Origin of the sequence: Paenibacillus taichungensis, from assembly GCF_003287275.1 — a bacterium.
GTDB classification, from domain to species: Bacteria; Bacillota; Bacilli; order Paenibacillales; family Paenibacillaceae; genus Paenibacillus; species Paenibacillus taichungensis_A.
On record NZ_QEVW01000011.1, the window covers coordinates 14,330 to 36,915 of the forward strand.

The 22,586-nt window shown below is 47.2% G+C and carries 18 protein-coding genes; 14 read left to right on the forward strand and 4 right to left on the reverse strand.

Going from position 1 to position 22,586, the window contains the following annotated elements; translation table 11 throughout:
* The first annotated feature begins 2 nt into the window (after positions 1 to 2).
* The 10 genes from hisJ to DC345_RS17900 all read left to right on the forward strand — a co-directional run bounded on the left by hisJ (position 3) and on the right by DC345_RS17900 (position 14,672).
* On the forward strand, positions 3 to 827 hold the full coding sequence (gene hisJ, locus DC345_RS17855) for a histidinol-phosphatase HisJ (RefSeq protein WP_113054212.1): 825 nt from the start codon (positions 3 to 5) through the stop codon (positions 825 to 827).
* Positions 828 to 1,097: 270 nt separating this feature from the next.
* Positions 1,098 to 2,045 (forward strand): ribose-phosphate diphosphokinase, encoded by a 948-nt coding sequence (locus DC345_RS17860; protein ID WP_076292000.1) that lies wholly within the window; start codon positions 1,098 to 1,100, stop codon positions 2,043 to 2,045.
* Between the two features lie 293 nt (positions 2,046 to 2,338).
* The gene (locus tag DC345_RS17865; RefSeq protein WP_113054213.1) at positions 2,339 to 4,591 is read left to right on the forward strand and encodes a helix-turn-helix domain-containing protein; all 2,253 of its coding nucleotides are present in this window, start codon (positions 2,339 to 2,341) and stop codon (positions 4,589 to 4,591) included.
* A gap of 447 nt (positions 4,592 to 5,038) precedes the next feature.
* Positions 5,039 to 6,628 (forward strand): extracellular solute-binding protein, encoded by a 1,590-nt coding sequence (locus DC345_RS17870; protein WP_113054214.1) that lies wholly within the window; start codon positions 5,039 to 5,041, stop codon positions 6,626 to 6,628.
* A 133-nt stretch (positions 6,629 to 6,761) separates the two neighbouring features.
* Positions 6,762 to 7,661, forward strand: a complete 900-nt coding sequence (locus DC345_RS17875) for an ABC transporter permease (RefSeq protein ID WP_113054215.1) — start codon at positions 6,762 to 6,764, stop codon at positions 7,659 to 7,661.
* 69 nt (positions 7,662 to 7,730) lie between these two features.
* A complete protein-coding gene (locus DC345_RS17880; protein WP_113054216.1) occupies positions 7,731 to 8,603 on the forward strand; it encodes a carbohydrate ABC transporter permease in 873 nt (290 codons plus the stop codon).
* Between the two features lie 69 nt (positions 8,604 to 8,672).
* Complete coding sequence (locus DC345_RS17885) at positions 8,673 to 10,424, forward strand: hypothetical protein (protein WP_113054217.1); 1,752 nt, start codon at positions 8,673 to 8,675, stop codon at positions 10,422 to 10,424.
* 192 nt (positions 10,425 to 10,616) lie between these two features.
* Complete coding sequence (locus DC345_RS17890; protein WP_113054218.1) at positions 10,617 to 12,350, forward strand: tetratricopeptide repeat protein; 1,734 nt, start codon at positions 10,617 to 10,619, stop codon at positions 12,348 to 12,350.
* 170 nt (positions 12,351 to 12,520) lie between these two features.
* The gene (gene trxB / locus DC345_RS17895) at positions 12,521 to 13,480 is read left to right on the forward strand and encodes a thioredoxin-disulfide reductase (protein WP_113054219.1); all 960 of its coding nucleotides are present in this window, start codon (positions 12,521 to 12,523) and stop codon (positions 13,478 to 13,480) included.
* A 160-nt stretch (positions 13,481 to 13,640) separates the two neighbouring features.
* Complete coding sequence (locus tag DC345_RS17900) at positions 13,641 to 14,672, forward strand: AI-2E family transporter (RefSeq protein WP_113054268.1); 1,032 nt, start codon at positions 13,641 to 13,643, stop codon at positions 14,670 to 14,672.
* 170 nt (positions 14,673 to 14,842) lie between these two features.
* On the opposite strand, the gene DC345_RS17905 is transcribed toward DC345_RS17900, so the two are convergent.
* Genes DC345_RS17905 through DC345_RS17920 form a run of 4 tightly spaced genes read right to left on the reverse strand, consistent with a single transcriptional unit; the run spans position 14,843 to position 18,277 of the window.
* Positions 14,843 to 15,445, reverse strand: a complete 603-nt coding sequence (locus DC345_RS17905; protein ID WP_113054220.1) for a response regulator transcription factor — start codon at positions 15,443 to 15,445, stop codon at positions 14,843 to 14,845.
* Entirely contained in the window at positions 15,442 to 16,575 is a 1,134-nt protein-coding gene (locus DC345_RS17910) for a sensor histidine kinase (RefSeq protein ID WP_113054221.1), read from the reverse strand. Before DC345_RS17910 ends, DC345_RS17905 begins: the two co-directional genes overlap by 4 nt.
* Positions 16,576 to 16,584: 9 nt before the next feature.
* A complete protein-coding gene (locus DC345_RS17915) occupies positions 16,585 to 17,322 on the reverse strand; it encodes an ABC transporter permease (RefSeq protein WP_113054222.1) in 738 nt (245 codons plus the stop codon).
* A 1-nt stretch (position 17,323) separates the two neighbouring features.
* Entirely contained in the window at positions 17,324 to 18,277 is a 954-nt protein-coding gene (locus DC345_RS17920) for an ABC transporter ATP-binding protein (RefSeq protein ID WP_113054223.1), read from the reverse strand.
* 361 nt (positions 18,278 to 18,638) lie between these two features.
* Here DC345_RS17920 and DC345_RS17925 point away from each other — a divergent pair, with 361 nt between their 5' ends.
* Genes DC345_RS17925 through whiA form a run of 4 tightly spaced genes read left to right on the forward strand, consistent with a single transcriptional unit; the run spans position 18,639 to position 22,485 of the window.
* The gene (locus DC345_RS17925) at positions 18,639 to 19,589 is read left to right on the forward strand and encodes an ROK family glucokinase (RefSeq protein ID WP_063566497.1); all 951 of its coding nucleotides are present in this window, start codon (positions 18,639 to 18,641) and stop codon (positions 19,587 to 19,589) included.
* 51 nt (positions 19,590 to 19,640) lie between these two features.
* Positions 19,641 to 20,540, forward strand: a complete 900-nt coding sequence (gene rapZ, locus DC345_RS17930) for an RNase adapter RapZ (RefSeq protein WP_053782949.1) — start codon at positions 19,641 to 19,643, stop codon at positions 20,538 to 20,540.
* A gap of 13 nt (positions 20,541 to 20,553) precedes the next feature.
* Entirely contained in the window at positions 20,554 to 21,540 is a 987-nt protein-coding gene (locus tag DC345_RS17935) for a gluconeogenesis factor YvcK family protein (RefSeq protein ID WP_113054224.1), read from the forward strand.
* Positions 21,541 to 21,546: 6 nt separating this feature from the next.
* Entirely contained in the window at positions 21,547 to 22,485 is a 939-nt protein-coding gene (gene whiA, locus DC345_RS17940; RefSeq protein WP_076291990.1) for a DNA-binding protein WhiA, read from the forward strand.
* Positions 22,486 to 22,586: the final 101 nt, after the last annotated feature.

Here is a 22,586-nt window from a genome sequence, read left to right on the forward strand (position 1 = left end):
CCGTGCTTATAGACTATCATACTCACCATGAGCGGTGTGGTCATGCAGTTGGCAAGCTGGAAGCGTATGTACAGCGTGGGGTGGAGATTGGCCTGTCGCAGATTGGGTTGTCGGATCACATGCCTCTGCTGCATGTAGACCCTGCTCACTATTATCCTGAGATGGCAATGCCCATGGACGAGCTACCGCGTTATGTGGAAGAGTGTTTTTCTCTGAAGGAGCGGTACCGTGGTCAGATCGATGTACGTGTCGGCCTCGAAGGCGACTATATTGAAGGCTGGGAGACCGAAATTCGGGCCATTATTGAACGCTACCCATGGGACTATGTGATAGGATCGGTTCATTTTCTCGGGGAATGGGACATTACGGATTTTCGCCAGACCCATCATTGGGAAGGCAAAGACGTACTGGAAGTCTATCGTCAGTACTATGATGCTGTGAGCAAAGCAGCAGCGACGGGATTGTACGATATTATGGGTCATACGGATGTGATCAAACGCTTCGGCTTCACTCCGGCACCAGAGCAGACTGAAGAGCGTATAGTCCTTGAAAACGCAGCACTGCAAGCTATCGCGAAAAGTGGCTGTGCCATGGAGCTCAATGCATCGGGATTATCGAAGCCATGTGCTGAGATGTTCCCTGGTCGCCGGATGTTAACAGAGGCCATTCAATTGGGGATTCCGCTGACCCTTGGCTCCGATGCACATGACCCGCTGAAGCTGGGGGATTATCTGCCTGAGGCCGAGGCACTCCTCCGCGAGCTAGGCTGTACGGAGGTAGCCGTTTTTGAAGGTCGACAGCGCTCGTTCCTTTCTTTAAATGTATAAGGTAGTGGAGTATAATGAGGGTAGGAAATAACCTTTTTAGAGGTAGTTCAAAAAAGTCCGCTTTTGATTACGAAGGATGCCTAATGGCATCATCAGCATCGAAGCTGGAATTCAGCCGAAATGTTCGTTGCTCACGTAGTTTTGCCTACGTTCCGCTACTCCATTTCTAGCTTTATCCCATCTTCTCGGTACTGAAAACCGGCCTTTTTGAACATTCACTTTTAGACTGATAAAGGATTATATTGGGACTTCAACCCTCGGGAGGGCATTATGCAGCATTCGTTACGTATTTTTTCCGGTTCATCGAACCCTAAGCTGGCAGAACAGGTATGCGACAAGCTGGGTGTACAACTAGGCAAGATCAAACTGTCCCGGTTCAAGAGCGGAGAAATATACGTTCACTACGAAGAGACGATCCGCAACTGTGATGTGTTTCTGGTTCAATCATTATCTCATCCGATTAATGAGTTGTTCGTAGAACTGCTCGTCATGATTGATGCAGCCAAAAGGGCTTCTGCCCGTACGGTAAATATTATTGTTCCTTATTACGGATATGCCCGTCAGGAACGCAAGTCTGCTCCGCGTGAGCCGATCTCGGCCAAAATGGTTGCGGATGTGTTAACTACTGCCGGGGCAAACCGGGTAGTTACCATTGATCTGCATGCAGCGGCAATTCAAGGATTTTTCAATATTCCTGTGGATCACATGACATCATTGGATCTCATCAGTGATTATTTACTGAGTAAAGGGATTGAAAATCCGGTGGTTGTTTCCCCTGATGCGGGACGAGCTTCAATGGCGGAGAAACTGGCGAATCGTCTGGATTCCCCTTTTGCCATTATGATCAAGAAGCGGCCTAGCCACAATGAATCGATCATTACGCACGTTATTGGTGATGTGGAGGGTCGAACTCCAATTATTATTGAAGATTTGATCGATACCGGAACGACAATTCTTAATGTTGTTGAAGGGTTGAAGGAGCGTGGCTCCAAAAATGTATATGTATGCGCAACACATGGTCTGTTCTCGGACGGGGCACTGAGTAAGCTCAATCACCCGTCTATAGCCGAGGTGGTAGTCACAGACTCCATCGCACTGCCAGATGATCATCCCGAATGCTTCAAAGTGTTGCCCGTAGCTCCAATGCTTGCGCGTGCTGTTCGCATTATTGTGGATGGTGGCTCCATGGCGACGTTGTTTAAAGATTCAGGGATTTAATTATGCTGCACAGATTGTGTGAATCCAGGTTTACTATACCGTGTTTGAGTAGTTTGCTGCTCAGCACGGTTTTATTTTTTTATGATGGATTAGGATAGAGATGCGGATGAATTAAGGAGAAAGAGGGAATCGATTACTGATTTGCTGCCTGGGGGCTTGTGCTATAATAACTTAAAATTGATTTTTATGGCTGCGTGTATAGGGGAATTCAATCTCAGAGATGTAACTGATGTGATGAACAGTAGAACCACGGCTATTATATAACGGTGTCGTGGAGTGAGGAGTGGGGTCTATTGTCCCGGACTTGGTATTATCGTTTACTGTTTTCTTATTTTCCTATTTTCTTTCTTACCATGACCGTACTCATTTTTATCGCTTTTGTTTTCATTAATGACATCTCCAGGGAAGAAACAAGGAAAGCAGACCGTATCTCTTCCAGCTATTTGGTGGACAGTCTGGACCGGACGATCCGGGATATTGAGTTGTCGGTTACGGAAGCGGTGCAGAGTGAGCAGTCCTATAAGTATTATTTTAATAGCCAGAACCAGGTGGGCAAGGAGACCGTGTACAGCATTGCACAGAGCTTGCGTGAGCTGACGAATTCCAACCCGTGGATCCAATCGATTTATTTGTATGACAAGAAAAATGAAAGCGTTTTAACATCGAGCGGCTCCAAGGATGTAGACAGCTTTTCAGACAAGGCGTGGATCGACCGGATCGAGTCTGGTTCTCTTAATTCAGGCTGGCAGCCTGTCAGGGAATACGATGCAGGAGTTAATCAGCGTACGCCTATTCGGGTATTGACGGTGGATAAGGATATGCCCTTGCCATTCGGCTCCGATGGGGCGCTTGTCATTAATATCAAGATGAGCAGCATCGAGCAGAGCATTGATAGCATGGTTAATGGACAGCTTTCTTTCATGAGCATTCTTGACCGTGACGGTCAGGTTGTTTACGATGCGCATTCAGATCGTGAAGGTGCTGTAGAAGGGCAAGAGCTGAACACCCTTTCGCTGGAAAGATTGAGTTGGACGATCTCGAGTGGGATCAAGGAGGGGAACTTATACAGTTGGGTCTCAGTAGTTTCCTATGTATGGGTGATTATTGCGGTAGTTACCGTCATTTGTGCGATCGTCTATATTATCTATATTACTCGTCGCAACTATAAACCCATCCAGATTATTATGAATCGGATTGAGGCTCATCAGATTCGGGTGCTTGAGCAATCGGGCTCACGGACCGATGAGATGAAATTGATTGATGGCGTGTTGGAAAACCTGATTAACCATATGATGGATTCGGACAAAAAGAGCAGGGAAAACGTGCTGCTGCAGCGCAGCAAACTTTTTAACGATCTGCTGAATGGGGAGAATCTCGATCATGCGGTAGAGCGATTAAAGGATCTTTCCCCGTTAACTGGCGTGGATCATTCGTCATGCTTCGCTGTTGTGGTTGGTGAAATCAACCGATATGAGAAGGGATTTCAGGAACGGTTTACGAGAGGTGAGCAGAATACACTCAAATTTGCGTTAATGAATGTTCTGCAAGAGCTCTCACGCAATGCGGGCATGCAATGCTGGACGGAATGGGTCAGCTCGGATCAGATTGCGATCCTTTTCCTGTCCACAGACGGTAACCCGGATATGACTGAGCAAATTCGCTTAGTTGCAGAGGAATGCCGATCCTGGGTTGAGCAGAATCTGCGTATATCATTAAGTTTCGGTATCGGACCGATCGCGGAAGGCATGAAGGCTATTCGTGAATCATACGTAGCGGCTGAGAATGTGATGCACCGCAGATTGCTGAGAGACGGTGATGTTGCTCTGGCCGGGTATGGAGAAACCCAGCAGCAGCTGCTTGATACCTATACCTATTTGCAGATGATTGCTGATTTTGTTAAACGGTTTCGGATGTCGAGCAGTCAGTGGCGTGATCAACTGGAGGAGATCTTCGCGGCTTTTGAGCGTGATAAGCTGCCAGATGATGAGATTCACTCCTTGATTCAAGCGATGCTACAGATGCTCAGCCGGGAAGTAGCGGTCATGTCCGAACAGCTGCAGGAGAAATTATCGGAGGAAAACATAAACAAGTGGTTGATGCTGATGAAAGAAGCGGAGACACTTGAAGGCATCAAAGACATTCTGTTTGATGATCTGACGGACTTGTTCAGAACTTATGTGTCGGTAACTGAAACCAAGAGCTACAAAGCGATGGTCAATGAAATGAAAAACTATATCGAAGAACAGTTTGCGAATCCTGATCTTTCGCTAAAACATCTGAGCGATCGATTCCAGATTACCGGCAAACATGCGAGTTATTTGTTCAAGACAGAGTTCAATATGAAGTTTGTCGACTTCCTTACAGAATTGCGGATGAAGGAAACGGAGCGGCTTCTGCGGAGTACGGATCTTTCCTTGCAGGACATAGCCTTAAAGGTGGGGTATGCCAATGGAATTACCTTGGGACGTGTATTCAAACGGGTTGAGGGTATTACACCAGGAGACTATCGCCGTATGAAACGTGAACCTCACGATCCCGAGTCGTAAACACAGACTTAATATGCGAGTACATTATGACAAACAATGGGGTGGAATTCATGCGGACTTCTCTCAGGAGAAGACGTGTAGAAGTTCACCTTTTTGCTGTGAGTATGACCTCTAAATTGGGCTTGAGGCCTGTGTTTATGCAAGAACCCCATAGTTTTATGCCTGTTTTAGGCCCTTTTACGAATATAGGCAGTATATGAAAATGGTTTATTGTATCTGATTACAGTTGAACCGGAGAGGGGAAAGCTTGAGTGAAGACGACTGCAGGCACCGCGGGCATTAACAGAGCATCGAAGAATATAGTCAGTCTGCGAAAATCATCACAGGAGATAAACTATTATCCTTATGTAAGCGTTTGCGAAACGAGTTTATTGCAAGAGTGAGCAAAGATGTGGAATACTCTGGGCAAGCTTTAAACATTCACGCATAGCCAAAGGGGATGACAAAATGACAAGAAAATCAACCAAAGGGAGTCTCAAGAAATGGATGGGTCTGGCGCTTACGATGGTAATGGGCGTTTCACTACTTGCGGGGTGCTCGTCTGCATCAGATCAAGAATCAGCAGAAGGTGGCACATCAGGCAGTAGTGAGCGCGTTACCTTAAAGGTGGAGATTTTCGATCGTGGGAACAGTCCTTCGCCTTACACCATTACGAACAACTATCTATCTAAAATGATTCAGGAGAAGTTCGGCGACCCCAACAACATTGATGTGCAGTTTGTACCCGTTCAGCGTTCAGAGGAAGTCACCAAGCTGAATGTCCTGATGGCTAGCAATACAGATGTCCCCGATATTGTCTTTGTCTATGACTCCAGCGTGTTTTACCGCTATGCCCAGCAGGGCGGACTAACGGATGTCGGTGAACTGATTAATCAGTATGGACCAAACCTGAAGAAATTCCTGGGTGAAGATACATTGAAATTTGGGCAAGTGGAAGGGCAACAGTTCGCCGTACCGGGTAAACGTGCGATCACAGGCAGATATAGCTCTTATATTCGTCAGGATTGGCTCGATAAACTGGGATTACCGGTGCCGAAAACCACGGATGAACTTTATAGCACTTTGAAAGCGTTTAAAGAGAAGGATCCTGGCGGGCTTGGCAGCAAAAACATCCCAATGGGTATGGCACTTGCACCGGCTCAGTTCGAGACACTAATCTATTCGTTTATCAAACCGGTAAGTGGAGATCTGACTTATGGTCAACGTTATGAATTGCCTTTGCATGAAGGATTCAAAGATTCGATGAAATTCCTGAACAAGCTCTACAATGAAGGACTGATCAGTAAAGATTTCAGTTTGGATGAAGATAAAACACAGTTAGGTAAGGACATACAGAATGGCAACGTAGGTTACTGGTCTGAAGATGTCGATGCCATGTTCTACGGAGATGGTACACTGGATAATTTGCGCAAAAATGTGGACGGTAGCGAAGTACTGCCGGTTGATGTATACACGAATCCGAATGCAGATAACAAACACATCAAGTCCCGCTACGGAACAAACGGGATGTATATTATGATTCCGAAGAGCAGCAAACGTTCTGTGGAAGCAATTAAATATTTGGACTGGATGGCCTCCGACAACAACCTGATCGATATCTACAGCGGTTTGGAAGGGGAGAATTATGATCTGGTAGATGGCATTCCAGTTGTGAAGGACGATGCATCCCAGGAAGCGAAGGATCGTTTGTTTAACGCAGGGGATACAGCGATTATCTCGAACGGTAAAAATATTGGCGATCAGGCAACGAATGAAAAAGCATGGATTCTGGGCTTTCCGAAAAACAACCAGGATTTATTAAAACAGTCGATTGATATCGCCAACACGGACACGGTAGGACCGATCATCTTTGACAAACCGATTGAGGCGGAGATGAAGTACAGTACAGCGCTCAAAGACAAGCTGAACGTCATCATTGTTAAAACAGCGATGGCGAAGCCTGAAGAATTCGACGCAGTATATGAACGGGAAATGAATGATTTCATGTCCCTGGGCGGCACAGAGCTGAAGAAAGAGCTTGAAGAAGCCTTACAGTAGCTCATTGCAAAATACACCATCTTATTCTTTCATGATTTGAGACAGATAACCATACGAATGCTTAACTTTGAAAGGGACCTGTGCCGCCGGCTTGGCGGCACTGCCGTTTCTTTGTTGATAGGAGGAAACCGACATGACCCTCACATATTTGAAAAGGTACTGGCAATTGTACGCACTGATTTCTTTGCCCCTCATTTACTTTGTAATTTTCCGTTATGGACCGATGTACGGTGTGCAGATCGCCTTTAAAGACTTCAACCTGTTTCAGGGTATCAGCGGCAGTGAGTGGATCGGTTTTGATGCGTTTCGTGAGGTGTTTGGGATGCGAGACTTCTACACCACATTACGCAATACCTTTATGCTGAATTTTCTTGATCTGATCGTTTCGTTCCCTGCTCCAATCATACTTGCCATTATGCTCTATGAAGTTCGATTTAAATGGTTCAAAAAAATATCGCAGACGATTCTGTACATTCCTCACTTTATCTCATGGGTCATCATCGGGGGGATTGTATACCAATTGTTCGGCAATCAATCCGGTATGGTTAACGGAGTACTGGAGAGCATGGGCTTAAATCCGATACCATTTTTGACAGAGAAAAATCCTTGGCTTGTTACGTATCTGTTCACAGGTGTCTGGCAAAGTGCAGGATGGGGAACCATTTTATATCTGGCCGCATTAACCGGCGTGAACAGGGAGTTGTTTGAAGCGGCTGAGATTGATGGCGCAACGCGGCTGAAGAGAATCTGGCATATCACGTTGCCAAGTATCAAACCAACCATTGTCACCTTGCTTATTCTTAATCTTGGACATATGGTCAGCATCGGTTTTGATCGCCCTTATATCATCGGTAACACGGCCGTTCGTGAATATTCGGATGTACTTAGTACTTTTGTATACAGGGTCGGTCTTGAATCAGGACAGTATACGCTCGCAACCGTTGTTGGATTGTTCCAGGCCGTTGTGGGACTGATCTTCGTACTCGGCTCCAACTATATTTCGAAAAAGGCAACCGGTGAAGGTATTTTATAGATGCTCAAAAATGAAAGATACGCCAATCGGCTAATTTGTATAGACCATTAGTAAAGGAGTTGTGCGCAGATGAGTGAACGCACCTCAAACCGGATTTTTGATATCGTTAATATCTCCTTTATCACCCTGTTTGTTATATTCTGTCTGGCTCCATTTCTGCACACGATTGCGATATCGTTCAGTTCGAACCGGGCAATTACATCGGGTGAAGTGACCATATTCCCCAAAGAATTCAATTGGGATGCGTATATTCAGGTGTTTTCTGATCAATCAATGATCTATTCACTCGGTTATACGACTGTTCTTACGATCGCCACTACAGTGCTGTGCATGATGTTCACGCTCGCTGCGGCTTATCCGCTGACCAAGAAAAAATTGAAAGGTCGCAAGCTCTTCATGTATGTGATCATCATTACGATGTTCTTCAGTGGCGGGATCATTCCCGAGTACTTGCTCATTCGTGACCTGCACTTGCTCAATTCGGTTTGGGCACTGATTCTGCCGGGTCTCGTGAGTCCGTTTAACCTGATTATCCTGATTTCGTTCTTCAGGGGCATACCGGAAAGTCTGGAGGAATCGGCAGAAATTGATGGTAGCTCACATATACACACGCTCTTTAAAATCATCTTGCCCTTATCCATGCCTGTGCTGGCTACTCTGGCCCTTTTCTATGCGGTTGGACGCTGGAATGGCTTCCAGGATTCCCTGATGTATATCAATGATCCAAAGCTGTACCCACTACAGCTGAAGCTCTTCCAAATGGTACAGAATAACATGGTCAGCGAGCTTACACAGATGGAGGGGGCAAACCGTACACCTTTAACTCCGGAAAGTCTCAAGGCTGCCACTGTTATCTTCGCAACCGTACCGATTCTTCTTGTCTATCCATGGCTGCAAAAATATTTTGTTAGCGGTGCCATGCTTGGGGCGGTCAAGGGTTGATGTAAGGGGCATAGCGCAAACGCAGGTCGTTGGCACATCGTTAAATGCATTCGTTTGGAGGGAATAGATATGTACAGACAACTGGTGGAAAGCAATGACAGAGCAGTTCAAAAAGGGATATTACGGCAAGTGCTTGATTCGGAAAGCCGTTATTTTGGAGGGACGATTGATCCCTCTACAGGTATTGCCTGGGTCAACCATACGACCGGAACACCTACGGACATGTGTTACTGGGGTGCAGCACTCGTCAATCCGGATTCGATCTATTATCGGGATGAGGATCTGTTAAATCGTCTGCGGCTTGCATCGGAGTACGTACTACGTAATCAGCATGGAGACGGCTCTATCTCCCCCGGTTGGACCAATTCCCATTCTCCACCGGATACTGCATTTCTCGTCGTGGGATATGCCCAGTTATACCAACTTCTTCAGCAACAGGACTGGGAGCTATTGCAACCTGTGTTGGACAATATGCGCCTGTTTCTGGAACGAACTGCTCCAGTCTTGCTGACTGGAGGCTGTCATACGCCGAATCATCGCTGGGTGCTATGCGCGGCGCTCGGTTTCCTGCATCAATTGTTTGACATGGAGGAAGCTGTGCAGCGTGTAGAGCAGTGGCTGACTGAAGGTATGGACATTACGCCTGATGGGGAGTGGACTGAACGAAGCAACGGAATCTACAACGCGGTTAGCGACATCATGTTGATTCATGCGGCACGCCTGTTAGACCGTCCCGAATTGCTGGAATCGGTGAGACTCAATCTTCGCATGATGGTGTATCTTGTACATCCAACAGGTGAGGTTGTTACGGATTACTCAGGTCGCCAGGATCTGGGGAGCGTGCATGATTTATCACCGTATTACTTGCCATATGCCATTTTGGCCCGGTTGGATGGTGATCCGATCTTTGCCGGCATGGCAGATTGGGCGGGGGAAATGTTAACAGATCCCGGCGTCTGCTCGGTCAACGCACTCGTCCGGCTGCTGCTGGAGCCGGAGCTTCAGCAGGCACGTAAGGCACGCGATCAGCTGCCTGAGCGGTACGAGATCATACTGAATGAACGATTTGTGCGGGAGGACTATTTACAGCGAATGGATTCGGCAGGTCATCATGGACGCATCTCGCACAGCCGGTTGCATACGGAATTCGGCGCACCTGTAGCACGTATTCGGTCCGGTAATACAAGTGCCACTGTCATGACGGAGGTGCCTTCATTCTTTGCCCTTCGTCATGGTGCGGTACGTCTGCTGGCCGTTCAGTTGGCCTCCTATTTTAATCCAGGGTATGTGCCGATGCAGCACATGTCTCGATTGCCAGCAGGTTACCGCCTGACGGGCGAACAGAAGAAAGGTTACTACGGTCCGATCCCGATTAACCAACTGCCTGAGACGGCGGGAACAGCTATCAGTCCGTGGTATTTATTGCCCCATCAGAGTCGAGCGCTCACCCATGAGCAGACGTTTCTTGTACAGACTGAAGTAGTAAGAACCGAAAATGGCTGGACACTAAAACTGGCAGGAGAGCAGCCAGAGCAGATTATGGTGCAGCTGTCTTTCGTGTTCGGAAGCGAGGGCGAGCTTTCCCGTGGGGAATTGCTTAAGACGGATGAGGGCCATTATTTATGGAAGAGCGGCACGTTGCGTTATTCCTGCGGAGATGATTGGATTGAGCTGACCGGAGGCGAAGTGGGGCATTTGGCGGCAACTGTACGTGAGGCGAAGCTGCCTGATAAGTGTAAAGTTGTGCTGGTTAACTTTATGACCCCTTTCCACAAAACGGTTGATATCTCTCTTTCGCCATCCTTGGCGTTGAAGCTGTAATTCTGATGAATCTCTTTATGAGGAAGAGTACATGATGCAAAAAGATGACATTTCATTCGAAAGGGATGAGGGGTGTCATCTTTTTTGCGCATTTTTGGCATAAACGACATGAAACTACATATTGAGAAGTGGGCCTTAAGATGTGGTATACTGGAGAGTATGAATGAAAGCAAAGAGGAGGTGCCTTGGAAGATGAAGGGCAAGCTACTGCGGGCTGAGGGACACCTTGCCAATGTAATACCGATTCACTTGGATGCTTCTTTCTTTTTTGAGAGAGCTGTCCGCTCGCTGGACCGTAATCACGTCGACAAGGCATTAAAATATTTTCGTAAAGCTGTTGAATATGAACCGGAAAATCCGGTGAATCATTGTAATATGGCGGGTATATTATCAGAGAAGGGGGATTACGAGGCTTCCAATGCCGTTCTTGCGCATGTGCTCGACGTGGTAGATCCGTCCATGACGGAATGTTATTTCTACATGGCGAACAATTATGCGAATATGGATCGGTTTGAAGAAGCTGAGCAAGCGCTTGTTACGTATTTGGAGGAGGATACCCAGGGTCAGTTTATGACGGAAGCCGAAGAGATGATGGAGCTTCTGTACTACGAGCTGGATCGACCAGCCAAACTGAACCGGATCAAATCACGTAAAGGTGTCGTTGAGCACGATCAGGCGCGAGAATTGTTGGAGCAAGGAAAGTTTGCACAGGCGGCTGAGCTGCTGGAAGGCATGTCACCGGATTATCCTGATTATTTGGCTGCTCGCAACAACTTGGCGCTTGCCTATTATTATATGGGGCTGTTTCCCAAAGCCAAAGATACGATTGCCGAGGTCCTGGAGCAGGAGCCAGGTAATTTGCATGCACTGTGTAATCTGGCGATCTTCCACCAGAACGAGAATAGAGCCGACCAAGTGCTGCTTCTGATCAAAAAATTGCGTGTCATCGTGCCTTTTCAGCACGAACAGGTATACAAGCTGGCTACCACCATGGGTATCCTGGGTCAACATGATACGGCTTATGTACATTTCCGTCGTCTGTTGAAGGATGAAGATACCGCTGCAGATCCGGCCCTCGCACATTATGCAGCAGTTGCAGCTTATAATACCGAACGTTACGATTCAGCTGAACGTCTGTGGCGTCATGTGGGCAAGTTGGATCCGGGTTCGGAAGTATCCCGGTATTATCTGTCGGGTCTTGAGGCTGTGAGACAGGGAGAAAAAGATCCTGAGAAATTAAGTTATCACTATCATCTGCCATTTGACGAGCAATTCAGACAGTGGGAGAACTATGGCAACGGCATACCTGAAGAGATGAAAAATGATCCCTTGATCCGTTCCTCTTTCTTCTGGGCGTTGCGACATGGAGATCGGGCTACCAAGCTTCAGGTCATTCATGCGCTTGGCATGATCGGTGATTATGAGGTGCAACAAGCACTGCAATCCTTTATCCAGGAACCTGGTGAAGATCAGGAATTGGTGGAAGCTGCTCGTTCCGTATTAAACGGTCTTGGTTCAGAAGGAGCTGAGCAGGATGAATCTCCTGTTCTGCGACCGCTAACTGCATTGAGTAAGCGCACGATTCCAAAGATGGAATCGATGACGGAACAAACGGAGGCTAAACCTTCTTCGCATTGGCAGGCGGTCGTGGACCGTGCGTTACAGATGTCTGAGGCCAAAGCGGAATTACAGCAAGAAATGGAGCGGCTGTGGACCGATTATGTATCTCGCGTACACCCGGAGGTACCTGGCACGAAGCAAATTGAAGGCTTGGCTGCGGGATTGGAATATTTGGCTGCTAAAATTCATAGTCGTCCAGTGACCTACCAAAGCATAGCCGATCGGTATGGCATATCAGCTGCCACAGTCAGCAAATATGCACGGCAAATTAATAAAGTGTGCAATTCCAACCCACCGGTCCAATAAATGTCCTTAAAAATTCTCGCTTTGGAATAGACTTCATTGCGTGAAGGATACATAGGCCTGGAAAACGGGTAAACTTAACGAATAGGTCCCGACATGCCTGTAGGATTTCATCATAGCAAGTTAATCGCCACTCAACACACTCTCAACCTTATTAAGGAGGCTGTATCTATATGTCTAAATACAGAACGATTGTGATCGGAACCGGACCTGCGGGTCTGACAGCAGCGATATATCTGGCTCGTGCTAATCTAAACCCACTGGTTATCGAAGGTCTTCAGCCGGGTGGTCAATTGACGACGACAACGGAAGTTGAGAATTTCCCTGGTTTTCCGCAAGGCATTATGGGTCCGGAACTGATGGATAATATGCGTAAGCAAGCGGAACGTTTTGGAGCTGAGTTCAAAAATGGTTGGGTGGAAGAAGTGGATTTCAGTAAACCGCCCTTCAAGGTTAAAGTTGGAGGCATCGGTGATCTGGAAGCCGATTCGATCATTATCTCTACCGGCGCTTCGGCCCGTTATCTCGGCATTCCCGGAGAGCAGGAGAATGTGGGACGTGGGGTAAGTACATGTGCCACTTGTGACGGATTCTTTTTCCGTGGTAAAAAGATCGTCGTTGTTGGCGGTGGAGACTCCGCGATGGAGGAAGCCAGCTTCCTGACCCGTTTTGCAACAGATGTTACCTTGGTTCACCGCCGGGACGAATTACGTGCATCGAAAATTATGCAGGATCGGGCTCGCAGCAACGAGAAGGTGAAATGGGCTTTGAATCGTACACCGCTCGAAGTTGTGCCTGAGGCTCTTGGTGTCAAAGGGCTTAAGGTCCGCAATAACGAAACCGGACAGGAAGAATTACTTGAAGCGGATGGCGTATTCATAGCCATTGGACATACACCGAATACGGGGTTCCTGAGCAACCAGATTACTTTGGATGAACACGGCTATGTTGTCGTTAAACCGGGTACAACCGAGACCAACATTCCGGGTGTGTTCGCCTGCGGTGATGTTCAGGATACGAAGTATCGTCAAGCCATTACAGCAGCAGGTTCAGGGTGTATGGCTGCAATGGACTGCGAGAAATACCTTGAAGGCAGCATTGTACACGACTGGAGCGAAACACTGGATAAGTAAGCATGAAAAGGGTATGGTTTGGCATAAATTAAGTAGAAGAGACAACGGGAAGTCTCATGATGTGAGAAGCCGGAAGGCTTCTCTTTTTTTGAAACCAAAGTGGGCATGAGATCGTATACATAATGGGCATATTAGCTGTGAGGTGAAGACTTTGGGGGAAATGATAAAAGATTGGTTACAGAATGCAACAGTGCGGCGTTTTCTGATTCTGCTGTTGTTTTGTTTGGTTCTATTCAGCATGGGGAGTATGCTGCACATGATTTTGCTGTTATTCCTGGTGACGTATGTCATGAACAGGTTGCAGCATTTTATCACAGAGAAGTTGAATCGTTTATTTCCGGTTAATTATAAAGTCGTGGTCATACTGCTCTATCTTATCGTTATTGCAGCCATTGTACTGGGCATCTCCAGGTATTCACCACGGATCGTGGATCAGGTCGTTCAGTTAACAAATGAGATCATGAAGTTTCTTGATACTGCTGACGGGGATAATTTTGCTTCCAAAATTGCAGGTTATCTTCAATCGTTCGATATCAAAAACTATACCAACGATGCATTGAAATACATCTTTGCGTTAAGCAAATGGTTGGAGTTCATTCTGCTGGTCATCATCCTGAGTCTGTTTTTCTTGTTGCAGAAGCGGGAGATTTCCAAGTTTACCTCCAAATTCAAAACAAGCAAAATCGGCTGGTTCTATAATGAAGTGGCTTATCTCGGAGACAAGTTTGTATCTTCTTTTGGTAAAGTAATCGAGGCTCAATTGTTGATTGCGGTGTTTAATACAGCTTTGACGATTCTTGGATTATGGATACTCGGTTTCCCGTATTTGTTCGCTTTGACTATTCTGGTATTCATGCTGAGTCTGGTACCCGTTGCGGGGGTTATCATCTCACTGATTCCGCTGTGTCTAATCGGTTATCAGCTGGGTGGGTTACAGCTTAGCGTGATTGTGGTCATTATGATCATCATTATTCATGCGCTGGAGACGTACTTCCTGAATCCGAAGCTGATGGCACACAAAACCAAGTTACCGATGTTCTACACGTTTATCGTACTGATTCTATCTCAACATTTCCTGGGGATCTGGGGGCTTATCATCGGTATTCCGATCTTTGTCTTCCTGCTCGATATTCTGGACGTCAACAAGATGGAAAAAACGGAAGAGCCCGTACGTGTGGAAACGAAGTTGTGACCAGTAGCTGAATAGCTGCTGAAGGATAGGTTAATGCAATATTCTTAAAAGTAGAGAAACGCCTCCCGTTCCGGGAAGGCGTTTTTCTCTGTCCATATTCACTTGAAGATGTATGTAAGGGGATGTATTTAGTACAATTGTTGGTGCTTATGAACCGAGCGCGCTAGTTTCTACAACCATCCTTTCTGCTCTGCAATGCTGACGGCCTCCATACGGTTCTTGGCATCAAGCTTGTTAAAAGCTTCAGACAGGTAGTTGCGCACAGTACCATAGGAAAGATGAAGCGAGGCAGCGATATGATTCGCATTCATACCAGTGGCTGCGAGCTTAAGCACTTCTTTCTCACGTTCAGTTAACGGATTCGTTTCTTTGGCGGCACCGAAAACGAGCTCTGGGGAAACCTCTCGTCCACCATTCATGACCCGACGAATAGCTCCTGCCAAACGATCGCTCGGCTCGTCCTTAAGCAAATATCCTTGTACTCCGGCCTGGATGGCACGCTCCAGGAATCCCGGACGGGCAAAGGTAGTGAGGATAATAATACGACAGGGCAGTCCGAGTTGTTGTATGCGTTCCGCTACGTCCAGCCCGCTCATCACAGGCATCTCAATATCCATAAGACATATATCCGGCTGGAGGGAAACAATCTGCTTCAGAGCTTCGTCTCCATTACCTGCTTCACCGATGACCTCAAAATCATCTTCAAGGTCTAAAAGTGAGGCAAGTGCACCTCTCAGCATTCGTTGATCTTCAGCAATCATAATACGAATCATGCTCGAATTCCTCCTTGGTGTTCAGTGGCGATCAGGGGAAAAGACAAGACAAGATCGGTTCCTCCAGAGTCTGAGGATATCTGGAGGGAGCCGTCGATAAGGTTCAGTCGTTCAGACATGCCTTTTAGGCCATTGCCTTGATGATCATCTGGACTAATACCATTACCGTTATCTTTAACCCTTATGCTTATGCCTTCATGAGTTCGTTCCAGCTTAATTACACAGCAGGTGGCTTTGCTGTGTTTTACAATATTCGTTACGGCTTCAAGCAGGCAGAGGCTCGCCATGTTCTGGGTTAGATCGGGCACATCATGAAATAGGCGCTGTTCTCCTATTAATTGAAGCTCGATATCAGCACTCTTCAACATTTCTTTGGCATCGGCAAGTGCATCAACCATGCTGATTGCCCGCATGTCAGAGACGAGCTGGCGTACTTCCCGCAAAGCTGCGCGGGAGGTACGCTCAATCTCACGTGCTTCCTGTAGGGCCCGTTCTGGATTTTTGACAATGAGTTTGGTAACCAGCTCACTCTTCAGTGTGATCAGAGAGAGCGTATGTCCCATGGTATCATGCAGATCCCTGGCAATTCGCATTCGCTCTTCACGTTTGATTAATTCCTTGATATGCTGCTGGGCTTCATCCAGCTGGGCCTCCAGTTTTTGTCGATCCAGCATGGAACGGATCCCGAAGGGTGAAGCAAGCATAATGAGATAAAATGGTGCAAAAAACATGAGTCGATAAGCGCTAAGGTATTGAATTTTTAAAGCAATTGGGATGGTCTGGACAATGGCGAATATGACCAAAAACATTCTGAACTGACGTTTCTCCGTGTACCATCCGATAAAATTGGCTGTGAAAAATCCGAGGAAAAACATATTAGGATCGATCACCAGGCTTAGTACCAGAACGCAAAGCATCTGTAGGCTTAGCCAGTAGGAAAAGAGTGAGGTACCTGATGTCATGTAGAGCTGCCGATAAGTCAGGATAAATACGATGAAGGAGGTTACGCCGATGTACCACTCATGTCCCTGTGCGTTCCACAAATAATAGATTGGCATAGCCAGGTAGATCATCCATATATACGGGTAAAAGCCATATCGCTTAGGGAAAAGCTCGAAATGCTGAAGCATATTTGAAGATTACGCCTCCCTTTGTTTGTTACGGATATATGTGGATAGTAACATAAATCCAACCAGATATGCTGCCAAAAGTAGGATATCTCGCAGGGCAGGCACGCCTCCGGCTATAATAACCCACGCTCCATTTCCAAAGCTATGGGAGGGCAGCCAGTTGCCGATCTGTCGTAGCCAGCTCGGCATAATGTCAAGAGGCATCCACATCCCGCCCAGCAAGGCCAGAGACAGATAGAGAGCGTTGCTCAATCCACTGGCGGTGTCCACCCGTCGGAATGTTCCTATACAGGTACCAAGTGCAAGAAAGGGGAGAGAACCAGCCAGAATCCAAAGGGCGGAGCCGATCCATTGAGCAGGAGGAAGTGATACACCATTAATCAGGAATCCGGCTGTAAAGATGACGATGATGGAAAACAGGTGCATTATCGTTTGTCCTACCATTTTGCCTCCAAAATAAATCGAGTAGGGTAACGGAGTCACTTGCAGGTAAGCGACCCAGCCCTGTGCCCTTTCTTGGACAAGTCGGATACCGAGTGTCATGATCGAGGATCCCATGATGCTGAAGCAGGTCATAGACATCAAGTAGTGGGCATTCCATTGTTCAGAATCTGTTGTTCCTGTAGTGAATATGCGTGTATAAAGAAAATAGAAGGCGACGGGCATCATCAAGGACCAGAAAATAAAGTAGACATTGCGGGACATGCGGAGCATTTCAACACGGGATTGGGCGAGAAGCATCAACATATTAATTTTCCTCCTTCACGGTGTCCATCAGGTTTGCATAGGCGTCGTCCAGTTGTCCGGTTTCAATTCGAATGTCGCTAACGGGAATCCGGCGTTCAATGAGGTGACGGAGCAGCACATCCGTATTTTTGGTGTGCAGAATGCAACGATCTTTGTGATACTCGATCCCATCGACATCAGGCAAATCTTCAATTTGTGCACTGACATCGGCTTCGGCTGCCATCTCCGTGTTGGATACGTCATCATTGGCAAACATGCTATGCGTAATTAAAAAGGAAATCGTTCGTATGGTGATCCCGGCCTTGATATTCCCAGGTGTTCCGTCTGCAACAATGGTACCTCGGTTAAAGAGAATGATTCGATCCGCTGCTTCATCTGCTTCATGGAGGTAGTGCGTTGTGAAGATTACGGTTTTGCCCTCCTGTGCCAGTTGGCGGACTCGTTCCCAGAAATGTCTTCTTGTTTCGGCATCCAGTCCGACTGTAGGCTCATCAAAAAATAGAATGTCGGGATTACCTGCCATGGCTAGGGCAAAATTCAGGCTGCGCTTTTGTCCGCCAGAAAGTTTCTCTGCTCTTTTGTTCAAGTCGGCTGGAGGGAGTCCCGTCAGTTCTTCGATATGATCTGCATGAAGCGGTGCGGGATAATAGCTGCGTACCATGCGTATAATCTCTCGAACGGTAAGCCCATCCATTACGCTCACATCCTGCAGCATGACACCAGTCTTCTGTCGAACCTGTTTGTGATTCGGTTTCTGGCCCAGCACAGTCACAAGTCCTGATGTAGCTGTGGACAGGCCGAGCATCATTTTCATGGTTGTTGTTTTGCCGGCGCCATTCGGGCCAAGGATCGCAACAACCGAACCACGGTTGATCTCTAAGGAGATATTGTTGACAACTTCTTTGTTGCCGTACCTTTTGCATACCTGTTCAAGCTTTATAACGGGTGAGCTCATATTGAATCACGTCCTTGTACTGTTCTATAAGATATTTCCATCTTACCGAACTGCCTTAGACGTGATTAGTAAGGATTGTCATTAGATTCAGATGACAATTGTCATCTTTTACGCATGGAACGAGTGGATATGAAATATCATGAGTTGAGGCTTCCTCCTCTATGGAGGAAGAATGAAGCCTGCGTTTTTGATAGAGACAAATGAGGTTGTATACGTATTCAAATCTAGCCTGTGATGTTGTTCACAATAGCGGGGAAGCTAATCACAGCAAAGGTCTTATCGTCTTGACCCAGGCGTATCCTTCAATTATAGTTGGTACGTAGGATTAAACTATTATAGATAGATAAAGGTGGCTTGTAGCATGTCTGAGAAAATCTACGTTGGGGTCGATCTCGGCGGAACAGCAATCAAGGTCGGTATATGTGATGAACACGGTCAGCTTATGCATACGTATGAAGGACCGACTGAAGTGGATAAGGGCGTTGACACGGTCATTGCCAACATCGAAAAGTATGTCCGTCATATCGTTGCCGAATCGCCTTACAGCTGGGAACAGCTTGAAGGTGTGGGAGCAGGAGTGGCTGGGTTCACCAATGTACGCGAGGGAATTATCGTTCTTGCCCCTAACATTGGATTTCGGAATGTAGCCATTCGTTCGATTTTGGAAGAACGTCTGGGCAAGCCAGTCAAAATAGATAACGATGCAAACGTGGCTGCACTGGGCGAAGCTTGGGCAGGTGCTGGCAAGGGCGTGGACAACTGTGTATGCTATACGCTTGGTACAGGCGTTGGTGGCGGACTGATCTTGAACGGCAAGATCTATCAAGGTTTCTCCGGTATGGCTGGTGAGCTTGGTCATGTCAGTGTTGTTCCTGATCTGGAGGCCATTCAGTGCGGATGTGGCAAAATGGGATGCGTGGAAACCGTATCTTCAGCTACCGGAATTATTCGTATGGCCAAAGACGCTGTAGAGCGTGGAGACCATACATCACTGGCACTCGTCGACAAGATTGCAGCTAAAGAAGTATTTGATGCAGCTAAAGCGGGCGATGAAGTTGCTCTGCGTATCGTCAATCGTGCAGCGTTCTATCTGGGCAAATCGATGGCGGCTGTAGCGGCTGTGATTAACCCGGAGATGTTCATTATCGGTGGCGGTGTATCCAAAGCGGGTAATATTTTGTTTGATGAAGTACGGACTGTATTTGCGAAACTGACACCTGAACCGCTGCAAGAAGGGGTTAAAATTCTTGAAGCAACGCTTGGCAACAATGCAGGTATTGTTGGCGCGGCTGGTCTTCTCTTGCGTTCCTAGTAACCTCGTAACAGTATAATCCGACAGCAATATGATAAGGAGGGGACATTTATGCTTGAAGGTGAAGTTTCACCGGGCACAGGCGCCACGCTCATTATCATTACGGGCATGTCCGGAGCAGGCAAGACGATTGCAGTACAAAGCCTGGAGGATCTTGGTTTCTTCTGTGTGGATAATCTGCCACCGGTATTGATTCCAAAATTTGCGGAGTTGATTGAGCAATCGAACGGCAAAATTGGCAAGGTTGCACTGGTTATCGACCTTCGCGGTCGTGAGTTCTTTACGGCTTTGTCCGAGTCACTGAACTATATTAAAGATCATTTTACCATTCATTGTGAAATTCTATTCCTGGACGCGACAGACTCTGTATTAGTCCAGCGCTATAAGGAGAGCAGGCGCAGACATCCACTGGCTCCTGAGGGCATGCCGCTTGATGGTATCCGGCTGGAACGTAAGATGCTGGAGGAACTCAAAAATTCCGCCACTCAGGTACTGAATACCAGTACGATGAAGCCTGCTCAACTGAAAGAGCGTATTATATCCCGCTTTTCTCATCTGGAAAGCCATATGCTGTCGGTAAATATTACGTCGTTTGGGTTCAAATACGGTATTCCGATTGATGCGGATCTGGTGTTTGACGTTCGTTTCTTGCCAAATCCGCATTATATTGAACATTTACGTCCGAATACGGGACAGAATAGTGATGTATACGAATATGTTATGAAATGGCCGGAGACGCAGGCGTTTCTGACCAAGCTGCTGGATATGCTGCATTTTCTGATTCCGCAATACCGGAAGGAAGGCAAAAGCCAGGTTATTATTGGAATCGGCTGTACCGGAGGCAAGCATCGTTCGGTAGCAATATCGGAATATTTGGGCAAAATGTTGGGAAGCAGCGAAACTGAGGCTGTCACCGTGAGCCATCGCGACGCCGACCGGGACCGTCATTGAAGAGGGTGAAGGGATGAAAGAAGCCGGACCACGAAGAGAACGTCCGAGAATAGTAGTCATGGGCGGCGGAACCGGATTATCCGTGATGCTGCGCGGTTTGAAGGAGAAGCCGCTGGACATCACGGCCATCGTGACGGTGGCGGATGACGGAGGAAGTTCGGGCATCCTGCGTAATGAGTTGCAAATGCCGCCTCCGGGCGACATTCGTAACGTACTCACAGCGCTGGCAGATGTAGAACCGTTGTTGTCGGATATGCTGAATTATCGCTTCAATACAGGCGCGGGGCTTGCAGGCCACAGCCTGGGTAACTTGATTTTGGCTGCAATGACGGATATATCGGGCGACTTCGTGACCGCTGTGCGGGAACTTAGCCGCGTGTTTGCCGTTCGGGGTGAGGTATTGCCCGCAGCCGGGCAGGCCGTTATACTGCATGCAGAGATGGAGGATGGCTCAATTGTTACGGGCGAGTCCAAAATCCCTGAAGCTGGCTTACGGATCAAACGCGTTTTCCTTGAACCGGATCACGTGGAGCCGTTGCCAGAGGCTGTTGAGGCTATTCGTCAGGCAGACGCCATTCTAATTGGGCCTGGTAGTCTCTACACGAGCATTCTGCCCAATCTGCTTGTGCCTAAGCTGGCTGAAGCTGTCGTTGAGGCGGACGCAATGAAGATGTTTATTTGTAATGTGATGACACAGCCGGGAGAGACGGATAATTACACGGTGAGTGACCACCTCAAGGCGGTACATGAACATGTAGGACACCAAATTTTCGACTATGTCATTGTAAATAATGGTGATATTCCGCTGCAGGTGCAGAATAAGTATGCGGAAAAAGGAGCTAAACCGGTTGTGTTGGATATGGATGTGCTGAAGAGTGCCGGCTATCAAGTCGTTGCGGATACACTAGTCCTATTCCGGACTTATCTGCGTCATGATGCCGACAAGCTGAGCCATCACATCTATCAACTTGTACAAAATTGGATGTTACGGAAGAGGTGAAGTCCCATGTCGTTTGCAGCACAGACCAAAAAAGAACTAACGATGATCGAAAGCGAACCGTGCTGCGAAAAGGCGGAACTTTCAGCCCTCATCCGTATGCTTGGTGCGGTGCAGTTATCGAATAAAAAAGTGATCTTGGATATTTCGACGGAGAATGCCGCCATTGCAAGACGGGCATACTCTCTGCTTAAAAAGCATTTTCAAGTGCATACGGAATTGCTTGTCCGCAAAAAAATGCGGCTGAAAAAGAACAATGTATATATTGTTCGGATTCCAACCATGGTACAGGAGATTTTAAAAGATCTGTACATTGTTTCGGAAGGGTTTTTGTTTACTCCCGGAATCAGTGGGGAGCTGTTCAATAATAACTGCTGTAAACGTGCTTATCTTCGAGGGGCATTTATGGCGGGAGGATCAGTCAACAATCCCGAGGGTTCATCCTACCATCTGGAGATTGCATCCATGTATGAGGAGCATTGTCAGGCCCTGGTGGATCTGGCGAATGAATTTCATCTCAATGCCCGGTGTATAGAACGTAAAAAAGGATTCATCCTATACATTAAGGAAGGCGAGAAAATCATTGAGCTGCTCAGTATCATTGGTGCACATCAGGCCCTTTTCAAGTTCGAGGATGTGCGTATCATGCGAGATATGCGTAATTCCGTCAACCGAATCGTCAATTGTGAGACGGCGAACCTGAACAAAACGATTGGAGCAGCCGTCAGACAGATCGATAACATCAGACTGCTGCAAAAGGAAGTTGGTTTAGAATCGTTGCCCGAAAAGCTTCGTGAAGTAGCCGAAGTCAGACTCGCCCATCCGGATATTAACTTGAAGGAAGTAGGCGAACTGCTTAAGGGTACAGTCAGCAAGTCCGGAGTGAATCACCGGCTTCGCAAGATTGATGAACTGGCAGAGAAGGTTCGTACCGAGCGTTACGGTTAAATTAAGGGTAGGGCTGCTGGCAAAACTGATTGCTTTAGTTTTCACCAAAAGGCCAGCTTAAAGTCAGCCTGTAAGGATCTTGGAGAACTGCTCAGGTGTAA

Bases quoted from the DNA above. Each gene is read 5' to 3' on its own strand.
- DC345_RS17860 (WP_076292000.1), top strand. From the start codon at position 1,098: ATGCAGCATTCGTTACGTATTTTTTCCGGTTCATCGAACCCTAAGCTG.
- DC345_RS17870 (WP_113054214.1), top strand. From the start codon at position 5,039: ATGACAAGAAAATCAACCAAAGGGAGTCTCAAGAAATGGATGGGTCTG.
- DC345_RS17875 (WP_113054215.1), top strand. From the start codon at position 6,762: ATGACCCTCACATATTTGAAAAGGTACTGGCAATTGTACGCACTGATT.
- DC345_RS17880 (WP_113054216.1), top strand. From the start codon at position 7,731: ATGAGTGAACGCACCTCAAACCGGATTTTTGATATCGTTAATATCTCC.
- DC345_RS17885 (WP_113054217.1), top strand. From the start codon at position 8,673: ATGTACAGACAACTGGTGGAAAGCAATGACAGAGCAGTTCAAAAAGGG.
- DC345_RS17890 (WP_113054218.1), top strand. From the start codon at position 10,617: ATGAAGGGCAAGCTACTGCGGGCTGAGGGACACCTTGCCAATGTAATA.
- trxB (WP_113054219.1), top strand. From the start codon at position 12,521: ATGTCTAAATACAGAACGATTGTGATCGGAACCGGACCTGCGGGTCTG.
- DC345_RS17900 (WP_113054268.1), top strand. From the start codon at position 13,641: ATGATAAAAGATTGGTTACAGAATGCAACAGTGCGGCGTTTTCTGATT.
- DC345_RS17905 (WP_113054220.1), bottom strand. From the start codon at position 15,445: ATGATTCGTATTATGATTGCTGAAGATCAACGAATGCTGAGAGGTGCA.
- DC345_RS17910 (WP_113054221.1), bottom strand. From the start codon at position 16,575: ATGCTTCAGCATTTCGAGCTTTTCCCTAAGCGATATGGCTTTTACCCG.
- DC345_RS17915 (WP_113054222.1), bottom strand. From the start codon at position 17,322: ATGTTGATGCTTCTCGCCCAATCCCGTGTTGAAATGCTCCGCATGTCC.
- DC345_RS17920 (WP_113054223.1), bottom strand. From the start codon at position 18,277: ATGAGCTCACCCGTTATAAAGCTTGAACAGGTATGCAAAAGGTACGGC.
- DC345_RS17925 (WP_063566497.1), top strand. From the start codon at position 18,639: ATGTCTGAGAAAATCTACGTTGGGGTCGATCTCGGCGGAACAGCAATC.
- rapZ (WP_053782949.1), top strand. From the start codon at position 19,641: ATGCTTGAAGGTGAAGTTTCACCGGGCACAGGCGCCACGCTCATTATC.
- DC345_RS17935 (WP_113054224.1), top strand. From the start codon at position 20,554: ATGAAAGAAGCCGGACCACGAAGAGAACGTCCGAGAATAGTAGTCATG.
- whiA (WP_076291990.1), top strand. From the start codon at position 21,547: ATGTCGTTTGCAGCACAGACCAAAAAAGAACTAACGATGATCGAAAGC.